The sequence below is a fragment of the Streptomyces sp. NPDC055078 genome (assembly GCF_053607985.1).
The window spans coordinates 1-13,802 of sequence record NZ_JBSGUP010000157.1 but is presented as its reverse complement, the minus strand read 5'-3'; the positions used below and the strand labels follow the sequence as shown (position 1 = coordinate 13,802).

The 13,802-nt window shown below is 70.6% G+C and carries 12 protein-coding genes; 6 read left to right on the top strand and 6 right to left on the bottom strand.

The features are described 5' to 3' along the window. From ACWF94_RS15955 to ACWF94_RS15945, 3 genes are all read right to left on the bottom strand, one after another. The coding region (locus ACWF94_RS15955; RefSeq protein ID WP_453487960.1) for a DNA repair ATPase at window positions 1-2,171 on the bottom strand (2,171 nt) is incomplete at its 3' end. Between the two features lie 310 nt (window positions 2,172-2,481). Continuing rightward, on the bottom strand, window positions 2,482-4,563 hold the full coding sequence (locus ACWF94_RS15950; RefSeq protein ID WP_453487959.1) for a flotillin family protein: 2,082 nt from the start codon (window positions 4,561-4,563) through the stop codon (window positions 2,482-2,484). Window positions 4,564-4,709: 146 nt separating this feature from the next. Further along, window positions 4,710-5,345 (bottom strand): hypothetical protein, encoded by a 636-nt coding sequence (locus ACWF94_RS15945; protein ID WP_453487958.1) that lies wholly within the window; start codon window positions 5,343-5,345, stop codon window positions 4,710-4,712. Window positions 5,346-5,657: 312 nt separating this feature from the next. Between ACWF94_RS15945 and ACWF94_RS15940 the strand changes: the two genes are divergently transcribed. Beyond that, window positions 5,658-6,719 carry a PucR family transcriptional regulator gene (locus ACWF94_RS15940; RefSeq protein ID WP_453487957.1) on the top strand — a complete coding sequence of 354 codons (1,062 nt, stop codon included), beginning with the start codon at window positions 5,658-5,660 and terminating at the stop codon, window positions 6,717-6,719. 128 nt (window positions 6,720-6,847) lie between these two features. Here the strand turns inward: ACWF94_RS15940 and ACWF94_RS15935 are convergent, their stop codons facing one another. After that, the gene (locus ACWF94_RS15935) at window positions 6,848-8,410 is read right to left on the bottom strand and encodes a glycosyl hydrolase family 18 protein (protein WP_453487956.1); all 1,563 of its coding nucleotides are present in this window, start codon (window positions 8,408-8,410) and stop codon (window positions 6,848-6,850) included. Window positions 8,411-8,822: 412 nt separating this feature from the next. Between ACWF94_RS15935 and ACWF94_RS15930 the strand changes: the two genes are divergently transcribed. Next, entirely contained in the window at window positions 8,823-9,476 is a 654-nt protein-coding gene (locus ACWF94_RS15930; RefSeq protein ID WP_453487955.1) for a pentapeptide repeat-containing protein, read from the top strand. A gap of 55 nt (window positions 9,477-9,531) precedes the next feature. Here the strand turns inward: ACWF94_RS15930 and ACWF94_RS15925 are convergent, their stop codons facing one another. Next, window positions 9,532-9,750 (bottom strand): heavy-metal-associated domain-containing protein, encoded by a 219-nt coding sequence (locus tag ACWF94_RS15925; protein ID WP_453487954.1) that lies wholly within the window; start codon window positions 9,748-9,750, stop codon window positions 9,532-9,534. Further along, window positions 9,747-10,226, bottom strand: coding sequence for a nuclear transport factor 2 family protein (locus ACWF94_RS15920; protein ID WP_453487953.1), 480 nt, complete (start codon window positions 10,224-10,226; stop codon window positions 9,747-9,749). Before ACWF94_RS15920 ends, ACWF94_RS15925 begins: the two co-directional genes overlap by 4 nt. Window positions 10,227-10,312: 86 nt before the next feature. Here ACWF94_RS15920 and ACWF94_RS15915 point away from each other — a divergent pair, with 86 nt between their 5' ends. The 4 genes from ACWF94_RS15915 to ACWF94_RS15900 form a co-directional block, all read left to right on the top strand. Further along, entirely contained in the window at window positions 10,313-10,996 is a 684-nt protein-coding gene (locus tag ACWF94_RS15915) for a TetR/AcrR family transcriptional regulator (protein ID WP_453487952.1), read from the top strand. A gap of 291 nt (window positions 10,997-11,287) precedes the next feature. Then, on the top strand, window positions 11,288-11,800 hold the full coding sequence (locus ACWF94_RS15910; protein WP_453487951.1) for a hypothetical protein: 513 nt from the start codon (window positions 11,288-11,290) through the stop codon (window positions 11,798-11,800). A 137-nt stretch (window positions 11,801-11,937) separates the two neighbouring features. Then, on the top strand, window positions 11,938-12,783 hold the full coding sequence (locus ACWF94_RS15905; protein WP_453487950.1) for a DUF4097 family beta strand repeat-containing protein: 846 nt from the start codon (window positions 11,938-11,940) through the stop codon (window positions 12,781-12,783). 63 nt (window positions 12,784-12,846) lie between these two features. Then, the coding region (locus tag ACWF94_RS15900; protein ID WP_453487949.1) for an ATP-binding cassette domain-containing protein at window positions 12,847-13,802 on the top strand (956 nt) is incomplete at its 3' end.

Sequence of the window (13,802 nt, the reverse complement as noted above, 5' to 3'; positions counted from 1 at the left end):
GTGTCACAGTCCTCCGGCGTGCCGGCGGCGGCCAGCGCCGCCGTCACCGACTGTCCGAGCAGCGCGAACTCGGCGGCGAAGGAGGCCCGCCCCTCCTGGTCGGTCAGCTCCCGGCGGTGGTTCCGGAGGATGGCGCGGGCCCGGTTGACGCCCCCGAGTACCTCGGCGACCCGCTCCAGGACGGCCGTACGGACGGTCGCGTCCCCGATGTCCAGCCCGGCGACGACCTCGCTGAGGGTGCGCAGACCGGCGGTCAGTCCGTCCAGTCGGTCGGCGGGCCGCGCGGCGGCGGCGACGGTCCCGACCGTGCCCGCCTCGGTGGTGAGGCGCTCGATCTCGTCGTGGTACCCGGTGAACGCGTCCGGGCGCTGAAGGAAGGCGACGGCCCGCCCGGCGGCGGACGCGGTGTCGTTCGCGATGTCCTCGGCGAGCGTGTCGATGGCGGCGGTGTCCGCGTACCGCATCTCCCGCAGTCCGGTCAACTCACCATGGCAGGCGCGCAGTTCGGTGATGCGGTCGATCCACTCCGCCGCAGTGGCGGGTGACTCGCCCCGGACGCGGCGGACCAGCCGGGCGATCCGCTGGGCGGATTCGGCGAGCGCGTCGGCCGCCTGCCGGGTCAGCTCCCGGACGGTCCGGAACTCCTCCACCATCTGTCCGGCACTCGCCCGGATCTCCTCCAGCGGGGTGCGCAGATCGCCCGTCTCCGCGCCGCCCAGCCAGTGGTGGCGGTCGGCGGCGCGGACACAGGCGTCGGCGAGTGCCGCGTACACCTCGGTGGTGGGATCGGTGCGCATCGCCTGCCGGGCGATGGCGAGAGCGTCGGCGATGCCCCGCACCAGATCGGCGTTCCCGATCCGGGCGAGCGGCCCCGAACCGGCGGGGGCGGTGTGGTTCTCGGCGGCGTACGGGCTCTTCCAGAGCTGTACCGGGTGCGACCTGGCCGGCTCCTCCGACCCGGCGGACGGCTCCCCGCGCAGGACGACCAGGGTGCCGTCGTCGAAGAGGGCGTAGCCGAGACAGGGCAGCGGGAGGGCGATCTCCTTGCGGATGGTGCCGTACGGCAGCAGCAGACCGCCGCCCCGGGCGCGGGCGCGGAACGCGAACAGGACGTCCTCGCCGCCGGGGGAGCGCCCGGCCCGCTCGAACTCCAGGCCCCCGACCCCTGGGCCCGTGAACCCCGCGCCCGTGAACCCCGGGCCCCCGGACTCCGGGCCCGTGGTCTCCACCTCGAAGGTTTTCACCGTCCCGGCCGCCAGGCAGTAGCCGCCGGGGAAGACGATGCCCTGGTCGTCCGGCAGCCGCCGAGCGGACTGTCCGATGCCGTCGAGCCGGACCACCGTCCCGGTGAGGGTGTTGAGCACCAGATGGCGGCGGACGCTCTCGTTGTACGGCCGCACCCGCAGCAGGAGCAGCGCGCCGACCCGCGCATGGGCGATCTCGGCATCGGCGAGCGACTGGAGCGGTTCGTCCACCGGCTCGCTGTGGACGGCGTCGGCGGACTCCGTGTCGGCGTCGGTCCTGACGGTCAGCGCGCCCCCGACTGTCGACACATAGGCGACAGACGTGTCCCCGCCGACGGCCACCCGGGGGTGACGTCCCGTCAGATGGTCGTCCCGGGTGGTCTCGGTCCAGTCGAAGTCGTACGGGGGCGGGAAGACATGGTCACGCTCCCCCCGGGCGTCCAGGAAGCGCACCGGGTCCGTCGCCCACCGCAGGACCCGGATGTCGTCCGCCTTCTCACCGGTACGGAAGACGGCGAGCAGTTTGCCGTCGACCCGGCGGAGCTGGATGAGCCGAGCGCCCCGGTAGTAGCGGTGCAGGGCGGCGAACTCGGCGATGAAGGCGGGGTCGTCGAGCAGCCCGGGGACGGCTTCCGGCGGCAGCGGGTTCAGCTCGCGGTCGTACAGGGCGAAGACGTCGCCGACCTCGACGGGACGCGTGCCCGGGATCCTCGGATCGCGGCCGAGGAGCAGCCGGTCGCCGACCGCCACGATGTCGCTCGGGACGGAGGGCACCGGGCCGGTCAGCCGTCCGGTGCCGGTGAGCGTCAGCTCGGTGGAGCCGAACTCCCGGGTTCTGGCGGCGTCGAGCACCTCCGCCCGGCGGGCCAGCTCGGCGGCCCCTGCCCGGAGCCGGTCCCGCAGCACCTCGTAGGTCCCGGCGTCCATGCCCTCGTCCGTACGGTCGCGAGTGCCGGTGTCCGTACGGTCCCGTGCGCCGGTCTCCGGGCGGGTCTCCAGTCCGTTGTCCGGGCCGGTCTCCCGGCCGTTGTCCGGGCCGTTGTCCATACGGGGATGTGCGCCGGACCGGTCCTGTGCGCCGGTCCCTGACTCGGTGCCGGTGCCGGTGCCGGTGGCCTTGGCCGTGGCTGTGCCGGTGTCCATTGGTCCGCTCCCTGGAAAGTGTGATGTCCGGTTCCCTGGAGCTGCCGCCCCCCACGCGGCAGCTCCGGAACCCCGCTCCGGACGGTTCGCCCGGTCAGCCCTTCGCCGCCGTGCCGTTCAGCGCGGCGAGCGGGGTGTCCTTGAGCCCCAGCCGGTCGGCGGCGTCGAGGAGCTGCTGGAGCTGGTCGCTGTGGCCACCGCCCTGCTTCATCAGCTTCATCAGCAGCGCGGAAACGGTCAGATTCTGGACATCGCCGGTCGACACCGAGCCCAGCACCCGGGTCAGGTCGTCGGTGAAGGACGACGAGCCGTCCAGCCAGGGACCGGCGAGGGCCTGCGCGGTCTCGGAGTGCCGTACGAACCCGTCGACGCTCTTACCGAGCGAGACCGACTGCACGAGCCGGTCGAAGAAGACCGAGTCACCGCCGACGATACTGATGTCGGCGTTCTCCAGCCCGGTCGCCAGCACCGTGGCCTGCGCCTCGGCGACCTGCCGCTGCACTTCGAGCCCGGCGAGCCGGATGTCCTTCTCCGCCTCCAGGCGCAGCCGGTACTCCTCGTGCTGACGGGACGCCTCGTCCAGAGCGGCCATCGCGGCGGCCTTCTCGGTGAGTCCGGCCGCCTCCGCCTTCAGCTTCTCGCCGATGGCGGTGGCCTCGGCGAGCGCCTTCGCGCGGGCGCCGTCGGCCTCGGCGGTGAACCGGGCGGCCATGCCCCGGTTCTCGGCGGTCAGCCGGGCCTCGGTGGCCTCGGCCTCCGCGCGGCCGGCCTTCTCGATCGCGTCGGCCTCCTTCTCCCGGACCTGGACGGCCGCGAGCCCCTCGGCCGCCGCCTCCGCCTGCGTGCCCTCGGCGAGGCGGATCTTGGCGCGGGCGTCCATGTCGGCGGCCTTGTTCCGGGCCTCCGCCAGGGTCAGTTCCTCCGCCGCCCGGTGCACGGCCGCCTGCTCGGCGGCCTCCGCCGCCTTGATGTCCTTGACCAGCCGCTCCTGGGCCTCGGCCTCGGCGGCGATGATCACGGTCTGGCGGCCCCGCTCCGCCTCCTCGACGGCCCGCAGCCGCTTGATGGACTCCTCCTGCTCGGCGACCGTACGGTCCACGGCGACCCGCTCCCGGATGACCTCGGCGATCTCCCGGCGCTCGGCCTCCACCTCCTTCTCGGCGGAGATCCGCGTCAGTTCGGTCTCCCGCTCCCGGGCGATGACCTCAAGGAGGCGGTCCTTCTCGATCCGCTCGCTCTCGATGGCGATGACCCGCTCGCGGTTCTTCGCCGCGACGGCGACCTCCCGGTTCTGGTTCTCGCGCTGGACGCCGAGCTGCTCCTCGGTCTTCAGGAACGCGCTCTGCGCCCGCAGCCGCTCCTCCTCCACCACCCGCGCCGTCTCGGCCTCCTCCCTGGCCCGTACGGTGTCGATCTCCCGGCGCTGCTTGATCTCCGCGTCCGCCTGCCGCCGCTCCAGTTCGAGGATGGCCTCCCGGGCGTCGACGTTCTGCCGGGTGATCTCCTTCTCCTCATGGCGCTGGTACTCATTGGTGCGTACGTGCTCCACGGCCGTCAGTTCGGTGATCTTCCGGATGCCCTGTGCGTCCAGGATGTTGTTGCTGTCGAGCTGCGCGAGCGGCGTCTGCTCCAGATAGTCGATCGCCGCGTCCTCCAGGCTGTAGCCGTTCAGATCGGTGCCGATGACCCGGATGATCCGGTCCCGGAACTCATCGCGCTTGGTGTAGAGATCGGTGAAGTCGAGCTGCTTGCCGACGGTCTTGAGCGCCTCGGAGAACTTGGCGTTGAACAGCTCCTGCAAGGTGCCCTGGTCGCTGGCGCGGGCCGTGCCGATGGCCTGGGCGACCTTGATGACGTCCTCGACGGTCTTGTTGACCCGGACGAAGAACGAGATCCGGATGTCGGCGCGGATGTTGTCCTGGCAGATCAGGCCGTCGCGGCCGGTCCGTGAGATCTCGATGGTCTTCACCGAGATATCCATCGTCTCGGCCTTGTGGAGCACGGGCAGGACGACCTGCCCGGTGAAGGTGACGTCGACCTTCCGCATCTTGGAGACGATCAGGGCCTTGCCCTGTTCGACCTTGCGGAACAGCCTGCTGACGATGAGGAGCAGGGCGATGGCGATGAGCAGGACAACGGCGATGAGCACGCCGATGCCCCACGTGATGGCATCCATGGGAAGTCCCCCGATGTGAGATGAAAGGCGTCTGGGCGTCAGGCGGCGGGCGTCACGAGCCGGGCGGCGGGGCGTCGGGCGCGAGGCGCGGGCATGGACCCGTCGTAGAGGTGAGGTGAAAGGCGGCGGGCGTCAGGCGTGACGCGTCACGCGCGCGGTTCGGGCAGCGGGCCGTCGCCCAGTTGTCCGTCGTCCAGCGGGCCGAGAGGGCTGTAGGGCGAGACCCAGAAGAACTCGCCGGCGTCGTCGAACGCGTACAGCAGCCCGGTACTTCCGAGAGGCATGGCGTCCGTGCCGTTCTGGCGGATCTGGACGACGGCGGTGGACCCGTCCCGCGCACTGACCTCCGCCTGGCCGAAGCCCGCGTCCACCCGTCCCGTACGGATGACACAGACCGACCCGATGAAGTCCTGCCGGGACGGCCCGGGTTCGTCGGGGAACAGCTTCGCCAGCGGTCGTACGAGCAGCCGGGTCCCCCACCAGGCGCCCACCACCGCACCGAGGAGCACCAGGGTGCTGAGCAGCGCCCCGACCGCTCCCGTACCGGTGAGCAGTGCGGAACCCGTCAGGCTGAGGAACCAGCCGAGCGTGATCAGCAGCGAGGCGGAGACCGCCACGGGCACCCCGCCGAGATGCAGCGCGCCGGTGTCCGTACCGGTGTCGAAGCCGTCGTGTTCGGCGCCGCCGCACAGGACCAGCAGCCAGAAGCCGATGACGACGGCGAGGGCCGCGGTGAACAGCGCGGTGGGGAATCGGAGCAGGGCGTCCAGGAACTCGGCCATCGCTGATCCCCCTCGTGCTCGTCCTTGTACTCGTACTCGTAGTACTCGTATTCGTGTCTGTCCGCGTCCGCGTCCGCGTCCGCTCGTCCGCCGGTACCGGTGCCGGTTCGCCGTGGAGCGCTTGTTTCCGGCTTCCGGCACGGTCCCGGTGGGGTCCCGCGCGGCTTGCCTCATCCTGGCAGGCGTGCCAGTGGCGCGCATTGCCGCTCTCCGGCAGTCTTCACACCGTCTTCATGCCGGTCGCCACCCCTGGCGGTACGTGTCACCCTTGACCTCCGCACATCAGGGGTGCGTCAAGAACGGGGGACAGCGATGGCGCGGGCGGAGATACCCGAGCATTATCTGACGGGGTATGCCGAGATTCTGTCGGGCGCCTGCGGCACCGGCCGGCGGCTGACCCGGGAGGAGCTGTCGGAACTGCGCGGCCGGGGCGAGCGGGCCGCCGAGGCGGGCATCGGTCTGCGGTTGCTGGTCCGTGCGCAGCTCGCCGCCGCCCAGGCCGTCCGCCCCGCCCTCTCCCGCACCGAGGCCGAACATCTGCTCGCCGCCGTGGAACAGGCCGCCGACGCCTTCGCCGAAGGCCATGAGCGGGCCCAGCGCCTCGCCGTGCGCCAGGAGGAGGCGGCCCGCCGGGAGTTCATCGACGACCTTCTCTACGGACGCAGTGACCTCGGCCGCCTCGCCCAGCGTGCCGAGCGCTTCGGTCTGCTGCTGTCGCACGCGCACGCCGTCGCGGTGGCGCAGGGCGCGGAGCCGTACGACGACGGTGCCCCGGTCGCCCGAGGTGTCGAGTCCTCGCTCGTGGCCCGCTTCGGGGACCGGCACATCCTGCTCACCACCAAGGACGGCAGACTGATCTGTATCGCCCCGGCCGACCAGTCCGACGTCCTCTCCTTCTTCGCCAAACAGGCATACGCGGCGACGGACGGCGGCCAGGTCGCCATCGGCCGCGCCCACCCGGGCGCGGGCGGGGTCGTCCACTCCTACGAAGAGGCGCTGGGCGCCCTCGAACTGGCCGTCCGGATGGACCTGGACGACCCCGTGCTGCACGCGTCCGACCTGCTCGTCTACCCGGTCCTCACCCGCGACCGGCAGGCCATGTCCGATCTGGTGGAGAGCGTGCTCGGCCCCCTCCAGGGGGCGCGCGGCGGCGCGGGCCCGCTGCTGAGGACCCTCACCGCGTACTTCGACACGGGTTGTGTGGCGGCGGAGGCCGCGCGCCGGCTCTCCCTGAGCGTCCGGGCGGTGACCTACCGGCTGGACCGGATCCGCCGGCTGACGGGGGCGGACCCGGGCGACCCCATGCACCGCTACACCCTCCAGACCGCGGTCATCGGCGCACGGCTGCTGGGCTGGCCGGAGCGGAAGCCGTAGCCGCTGCTGCCGGGAGCCTGTCGTCGCCGGGAGCCCGTCGTTTCCGGGAGCCGCCGCCGGGAGGCCAGACCGGGAGCCGCCGTCGCCGGAGGCTGGGGCTGGGGCGCCCGGCCGACCTGCCGCGAGCCCTACCTCAGCCCGCTGTCGATCGCGGCGACCAGTTCCCCGTCGGCGGTGTCGCCTGCCGCGTCGGAGAGGAACGCCCCGCCCAGCCCGTAGGACTTCGCGTACGCCATCTTCCCGGCGACGGTCGCGGGGGTGTCGTAGGTCCACCACTCTGTCCCGCAGTACCCGTACGCGGTCTGGGACGCGGTCCCCGTCGCCGGGCACCTCACCTTGACGGTGCGGTAGTCCGCGCGTCCCGGCTCACCGTCCCCGGGTGCGGGCCCGTGCCCGCCCCGGCCCGGTTCCGCCGTGGTGACGTTCTGCCAGCCCCACGCGTGGGACGGAATTCCGAAGACCAGTTTGTTCGGGTGCACCTGTCGCGCGGTCAGCCATCTCAGGTAGCCGTGTGAGGTGTTGTCGTACATCTCCTGGTACGGGTACAGGGGTGCGCCGGGGGCGGTCGCCGCGTTCGCGAACCGGCCGGTGGGCTTGTAGTGGTCGTACGTCTGGATATTGAACCAGTCCACGGACGGGGACATTCCGGCAAGGTCCGCCGCATCGAGTATCCGGGCGCCACGGTCGGCACTGAACGTCGCGGTGACGAGCTTGTTCCCGAAGGCCGTACGGAACGCCTGGACCATCGGCTTCATCAGCTCGGGGCCCTGGCAGCCGTAGACCCCGCAGTCCTCGGGGAACACCCAGGACAGATCGATACCGTCGAAGAGCCCCGCCCACCGGGGATCGTTGACCAGCCGGGCGCAGGACTCGGCGAAAGCGGCCGGATTCCGCGCGGACTGGAGGAATCCATGCGAATACTCCTTGCCGCCGAAGGACCAGAGGATTCTCAGCCCCGGATACTTCTTCTTCAGTTCCGCCAGTTGATTCAGATGCCCGCGCACCGGCTGGTCCCAGGTGTCCGCCTTGCCGTTGACACTCCGCTCGGCCGGATACGACTTCTCCAGTGCGGTGTACCGGTCACCGAAGGAGCACTGTCCGTCGGTCACCCTGCCGTAGCCGTAGGTGAGATGCGTGAGCTTTCCCGCCGCGCCGCTGGTCACCAGGTCCTTGGCGTGGAAGTCCGCCTGGTAATTCCCCTCCTCGGCGAAGACCGCCATCTTGACCGGCTGTGCGGGCATCGGCGGAACACTGCCCGTCGTGCGGACCACGAGTGTCCGGCTCGCGTAGCCCGACTGACCGTCGTTGTCGACGCCGGCCACCTGGTAGTGGTACTCCGTGGCCACGTTGAGCCCGGTGTCGGTGTAGGTGAGTTCCGTGGTCGAGCCGGACCCGGAGGTACCCCAGTGGTCCACGCGGTATCGGGCGATGCCCCGGTCCGAGTACGACGGCGACCAGGCCAGGGTGATGCTCGTATCGGTCACCTTCACGGCACGGAGGTCGCCCGGCGCGGTCGGCAGCGCGGCACCGGGCTTGGCGCCGCTGGTCTTCGTACCGCTCGGTCCATCGGCGATGGCGGGCGAGTCCAGGCCGATGGACAGCCCTAACGGAAGCGCCAGCGCCAATACCGCCGCTGCGATTCTCCTTTTGGCACGCCGCCATACGGCGGGCGCTGGATTACCGGATTTCAAGGAAGCTCCTCGTCGTCTCCGTCAGGACGGCCCGCGCCGCGCTGAAACTCGGAGACGGGCCCCGTCCGGCATGAGGCTAGGATCGCCCCCTACGCCAGTCAACGAGGCCGTATTCATCCGTCGCGGTATGAGGGCTTTCTCATTTCGGACGGCCTTTCCCGCTGAGCCCCCCGATGGATCCCGCAGAATCCTCTCTGGCGGCCTGCCGGTTGAGCGGACACAGGAGCCGGTGGGAATTTCGAGAAAGGCCCTTCAGGTGCCCTTCCAGGTCCTTCTCGGGGGCATTTTGGGGGTCCCGGATAAGTGGTCTAGCGTGTCCATTGTCGACGGGTGGTCGAGCGTCCGCCCCGCCGGCAGGTCCCGTCACGCCCCACGATGCCCACCCCTTCCCGAGAAGGACCGGTGATCTCCCATGCCCACACCCCGTGAACTGTCCGACCTCCCCTTTGCCCGTCATCTGGTGCCTTTCCGAGGCGACTTGGAGCGCGAGGGCGACTTCGACACCGTCCATATCGATGGCACCACCTTTGACGACCCGGACGCGGGCAGCGTCGTCTTCGCCGAGTCCGCGCTCACCTCGGTCGTCTTCACCGGAGGCCGGATGCGCCGCGCCCGCTTCAATGACGTCTGGATGCACACCGTCCGCTGGGTCGCCACCGAGCTGGCCGAGACGTCCTGGATGGACGTCGAGATCAATGCCGGCTCCCTGGCGGGGCTGGAACTCTTCAGCGCGCAGATGCGTCGCGTCGCCTTCCACAACTGCAAACTGGATTCGGTGAACCTCCGCGCGGTGACCCTCAGGGACGTCTCCTTTGTCGACTGTGTGCTCCGGGACGTCGACTTCGGTGGCGCCCAGCTCAACGGCGTCAGCTTCCCCGGCTCACGCCTGGAATCCGTTCAGTTCACCAAGGCCCGGATGAAGAACGTCGATCTGCGCCAGGCCGCGCATCTGGGCATCACCCAGGGCTTCGACTCCCTCGGTGGCGCCACGATCACCACCCTGCAGATGATGGATCTGGCTCCGGCCTTCGCCCAGCTGCTGGGCATCACCGTCAAGGAGCAGTGAGCCGGTACGAGCCGGTACGGCACTCAGCGGCGCTGTCGGCGCCGCTGACGCGGAGCTACCGCTGGTGCGCGGCGGTCAGTTCATAGCCGGCCTCTTCGACCGCGGCACGTACGTCCGCGATATCGAGATCCCCGTCGCTGGTCACGGTGACCAGGTCGTTCTCGACGTCCACCGCCACGGCGGTGACACCGGCGACGCGTTCGAGTTCCTCGGTGACAAAGCCCGCGCAGTGTCCGCAGGCCATACCGCTCACGGTGTAGACACGCTCGGTCATACCGGTGACTCCCGCCTGCCGGATGTGCCGGACGTGCTTGATGTGCTGGCCTCCTCGGGCTTCTCGGGCGCGGGCTGCCCCGGGTCGGCCTCGGCCGGGCGGGTGCGGGTGAGCATGTGCGACCGGCGCATCCGTCCGTCGGGAGCGAACTGCCCGAAGAAGTAGACCTCGACGGCGAGACTCCGCTTACGGTCCCGCACATGGAAGGTGTACCGGGCGGCGAGCCGGTCCCCGCTCGCCTGTGCCTCAAGTACTTCGATCCGGCCGCTTGGCCGGTTCTTGCGCACCGGGCGGGTGTGCGCGATGAGCTTGTCCCGGTCCATCCGGTGCCCGTCGGCGATCTGCACGATGTCCGGCGTGTGAAAGCGGTCGACGATCAGACCTGCGTCCTCGTCGCCGCGCAGGAGTTCATCGTGGAAGGACATGAAGAAGTCGGCGATGAACCGCTCTGGGTCGGTGCCGGTGAAGGGGGTCATGGCGCTCCCGTTCTGCGGGCCTCACGAAAGATCTCTTACAAGCTGTAAGATATGCATGAACCGGCAATCTTTACAAGGTGTAAGAGATGACTTCGTCCCAGCCTCAGCCCCAGCCCCAGTCCGAGCCGCCGCTCAGGCCACCCCGGCCGCCCCGGGCGCCCCGGTCACCCCAAGCGCCGCAGTCCCCCCAGCGCCGAGCCGATGCCCGCCGCAGCCGGGCCGCCATCCTGGACGCGGCGATCCGGCTGCTGAACACCCGCCCCGACGCCAGCGTCGAAGCCATCGCCACGGCCGCGGGCGTGACCCGCCAGACGGTCTACGCCCACTTCCCCTCGCGGGAGCAACTGCTGACGGCCGTCCTCGACCGGGTCACCGAGGAAGCCGTCGCCGCGATGGACGCCGCCGACCTCGATACGGGACCCGCTGCCGAGGCGCTGCTCCGGCTCATCGACGCCAGCGGCCGTACCGCTCGGCGCTACCCCGTCCTGCTCAAGAAGATCGGCTCGCTGCCCGTGAGCCGGCCGGCCGACCACCAGCGCCACGCACCGGTCGCTGACCGGCTGAAGCGGGTCATCCAGCGCGGTCGGCGGACCGGAGAGTTCGATGACCGGCTCCCGCTGGACTGGCTGGTCGCGGTCACCATCCAGCTCGGCCACGCGGCGGGCGCCGAGACCGACGCCGGCCGGATGTCCGACGAGGAGGCGGCGGAGGCGCTGCACACCAGCCTGCTGCGCGTGCTGGGCGCGCGGTCGCGCCCGCCGGGCCGCTGACGCCACATGGTGCCACTCGGCCCCACGTGACACCGCACGCGGCGCCAGATGGCACCACTCGACCCCGCGTGATGCCGTACCCGGCACCATATGGCGCCATCCAGTGCATCTGGCACCTCTCTATGCCGCCCCGCGCCACGCCACGACACCATGGCACCCGAACCGCGCCCACCCCTCCATCGCTCCTGACCTGCGATGATGAGTTCATTCGGCATCCCGGAGCCTCACCCCGTGCCAGATATCGCGCCTTCGGGGTTGCCAGTGGCACCATTGTGGTGCCATGATGGCGTTATGGACCTCACGCCGTATGTCGAGACACTTCACAGGGAACTGGCGGTGGCCGCCGAAGCCGGGGGTGACGAAGCCCGCGAACTCGCCGAGCGGCTGACCGCGCCGCTGGAGTCGGCCACCCGCCTGACCCTGCTGAATGTGCTGTCCGCCGCCATGGACGAGATCACCCGTGAACTCGCCCCCGGCTCGGTCGACGTACGACTGCGTGGCCTGGACCCCGACTTCGTGGTGATGCTGCCGCAGCGCGAGGACCGGACCGAACCGCTCGACGCACCGGCGCCCGCACCGGCCCCGGTCCCCGTCGAAACGGACGAGGGCGGCACCGCCCGCGTCAATCTGCGGCTGCCGGCCAATCTCAAGGCGCGCGCCGAGCAGGCCGCGAGCCGCGAGGGCCTGTCGGTCAACGCGTGGCTGGTGCGGGCCGTGTCGGCCGCGGTCGACGGCGGCGCGCAGTCGCGTACGCCGGACAAGGCCCGCACCATCGGACAGAACTTCACGGGCTGGGTGCGCTAACCGCGCCCGCGCCCGCGCCCGCACCGCGTCACCGCACCGCGTCTCCCACCCCACGTCACCCGCACCGCGTCCCACGAGGGACGACCCACCCACACCGCGTCCCACGCGGGACACAGACTCACGAGGACGGTACAGCCATGCCTTCTTTCGACACTCCCGAACCGATTTCGGCCACTGTCCATGTGTCCGCCGGCTCCATCCAGTTCACCGCGGGCGACCGCCTCGACACGGTTGTCGAGGTGCGGCCCCGCGACCCGAAGAAGGACCAGGATCTGCGGGCGGCCAAACAGACCGAGGTCAAGTACGCCGGCGGTGTCCTGACCGTCAAGACGCCCAAGCAGCGCTACGTCGTCGGACGCACCGGCACCGTCGATGTGACGGTCGAACTGCCCGCGGGCTCGGACATCGACATGACCGGCGCCTGGGCCCAACTGCTCGGCGAGGGCCGGCTCGGTGAGGTCCGGGTGAGGACCGCGACCGGTGATGTCCGGCTCGACACGACCGGGCCGCTCCAGCTCACCACCGCCCACGGCTCGATCACCGTCGACCGGGTCGAGGGCAGGGCCGAGATCAGCACCAGCTCCGGCAGCCTGCGCGTCGGCACCGTCGAAGGACCCGCCGTCCTGAAGAACTCGCACGGCGCCACGACGGTCGGCTCCGCGATCGGCGACCTGCGGGTACGCGGCGCCAACGGCGACATCACCATCGAGCACGCGGAGAGTTCGGTCGCCGCCACCACCGCGCACGGCGCGCTGCGGGTCCTCGACGTCGCCTCCGGCAGCGTCCAGTTGGAGACCGCGCACGGCACCATCGAGGTCGGCATCCGCGCGGGCACCGCCGCCTGGCTCGACGTCAGCTCCGAGCGCGGGCAGGTGCGCAACACGCTCGCCGACTCCGGGACCCCGGAGAAGACCGAGGACACGGTCGAGGTCCGCGCCCGTACGCGCTACGGAAGCATCGACGTGCGCCGCGCCCGCGCCTGAAATCCCCCTCTCCACCCCGCTCCACCCTTCACTTCGATTCCAGCCTTCGCCGAGGAGGGCCCCATGCCTTCATCTGTCATGCCCACATCCAATACCGGTGACGTCCACGAGCCGCCCGCCGCCGTCTCCGCCGCCGGTCTGCGCAAGTCGTACGGCGACAAACTCGTCCTCGACGGGATCGATCTGCGCATCCCGGCCGGGTCGGTGTTCGCGCTGCTCGGCCCGAACGGCGCGGGCAAGACGACCGTCGTCAAAATCCTCTCCACCCTCATCACCGCAGGCGGCGGGCAGGCTCAGGTCGCGGGCCATGACATCGCCACATCCCCGGACGGAGTACGCGCCGCGATCGGCGTCACCGGGCAGTTCTCCGCCGTCGACGGCCTGATCACCGGCGAGGAGAACATGCTCCTCATGGCCGACCTGCACCACCTCTCCCGCCGCGAGGGCCGCCGTACCGCCGCCGAACTGCTGGAGCGCTTCGACCTCACCGAGGCGGCGAGGAAGCCCGCGTCCACCTACTCCGGCGGGATGAAACGCCGCCTCGACATCGCCATGACGCTGGTCGGCAACCCGCGGATCATCTTCCTCGACGAGCCGACCACCGGCCTCGACCCGCGCAGCCGCCACAACATGTGGCGGATCATCCGCGAACTCGTCTCCGGCGGCGTCACCGTCTTCCTCACCACGCAGTATCTGGAGGAGGCCGACGAACTCGCCGACCGTATCGCCGTACTGAACGACGGCCGGATCGCCGCCGAGGGCACCGCCGACGAACTGAAGCGGCTCATCCCCGGCGGACACGTCCGGCTCCGCTTCACCGACCCGCTCGCGTACCAGTCCGCCGCCGACACCCTGCGCGAAGTCACCCGGAACGACGAGGCCCTGTCCCTCCAACTCCCCAGCGACGGCAGCCAGCGCGAACTCCGCTCCATCCTCGACTGGCTCGACGCCGCCGGCATCGAAGCCGACGAACTCACCGTCCACACCCCCGACCTCGACGACGTGTTCTTCGCCCTGAC

Coding starts and splice junctions, on each gene's coding strand:
- ACWF94_RS15950 (WP_453487959.1), bottom strand. CDS start 4,563: ATGGATGCCATCACGTGGGGCATCGGCGTGCTCATCGCCGTTGTCCTG.
- ACWF94_RS15945 (WP_453487958.1), bottom strand. CDS start 5,345: ATGGCCGAGTTCCTGGACGCCCTGCTCCGATTCCCCACCGCGCTGTTC.
- ACWF94_RS15940 (WP_453487957.1), top strand. CDS start 5,658: ATGGCGCGGGCGGAGATACCCGAGCATTATCTGACGGGGTATGCCGAG.
- ACWF94_RS15930 (WP_453487955.1), top strand. CDS start 8,823: ATGCCCACACCCCGTGAACTGTCCGACCTCCCCTTTGCCCGTCATCTG.
- ACWF94_RS15925 (WP_453487954.1), bottom strand. CDS start 9,750: ATGACCGAGCGTGTCTACACCGTGAGCGGTATGGCCTGCGGACACTGC.
- ACWF94_RS15920 (WP_453487953.1), bottom strand. CDS start 10,226: ATGACCCCCTTCACCGGCACCGACCCAGAGCGGTTCATCGCCGACTTC.
- ACWF94_RS15915 (WP_453487952.1), top strand. CDS start 10,313: ATGACTTCGTCCCAGCCTCAGCCCCAGCCCCAGTCCGAGCCGCCGCTC.
- ACWF94_RS15910 (WP_453487951.1), top strand. CDS start 11,288: ATGGACCTCACGCCGTATGTCGAGACACTTCACAGGGAACTGGCGGTG.
- ACWF94_RS15905 (WP_453487950.1), top strand. CDS start 11,938: ATGCCTTCTTTCGACACTCCCGAACCGATTTCGGCCACTGTCCATGTG.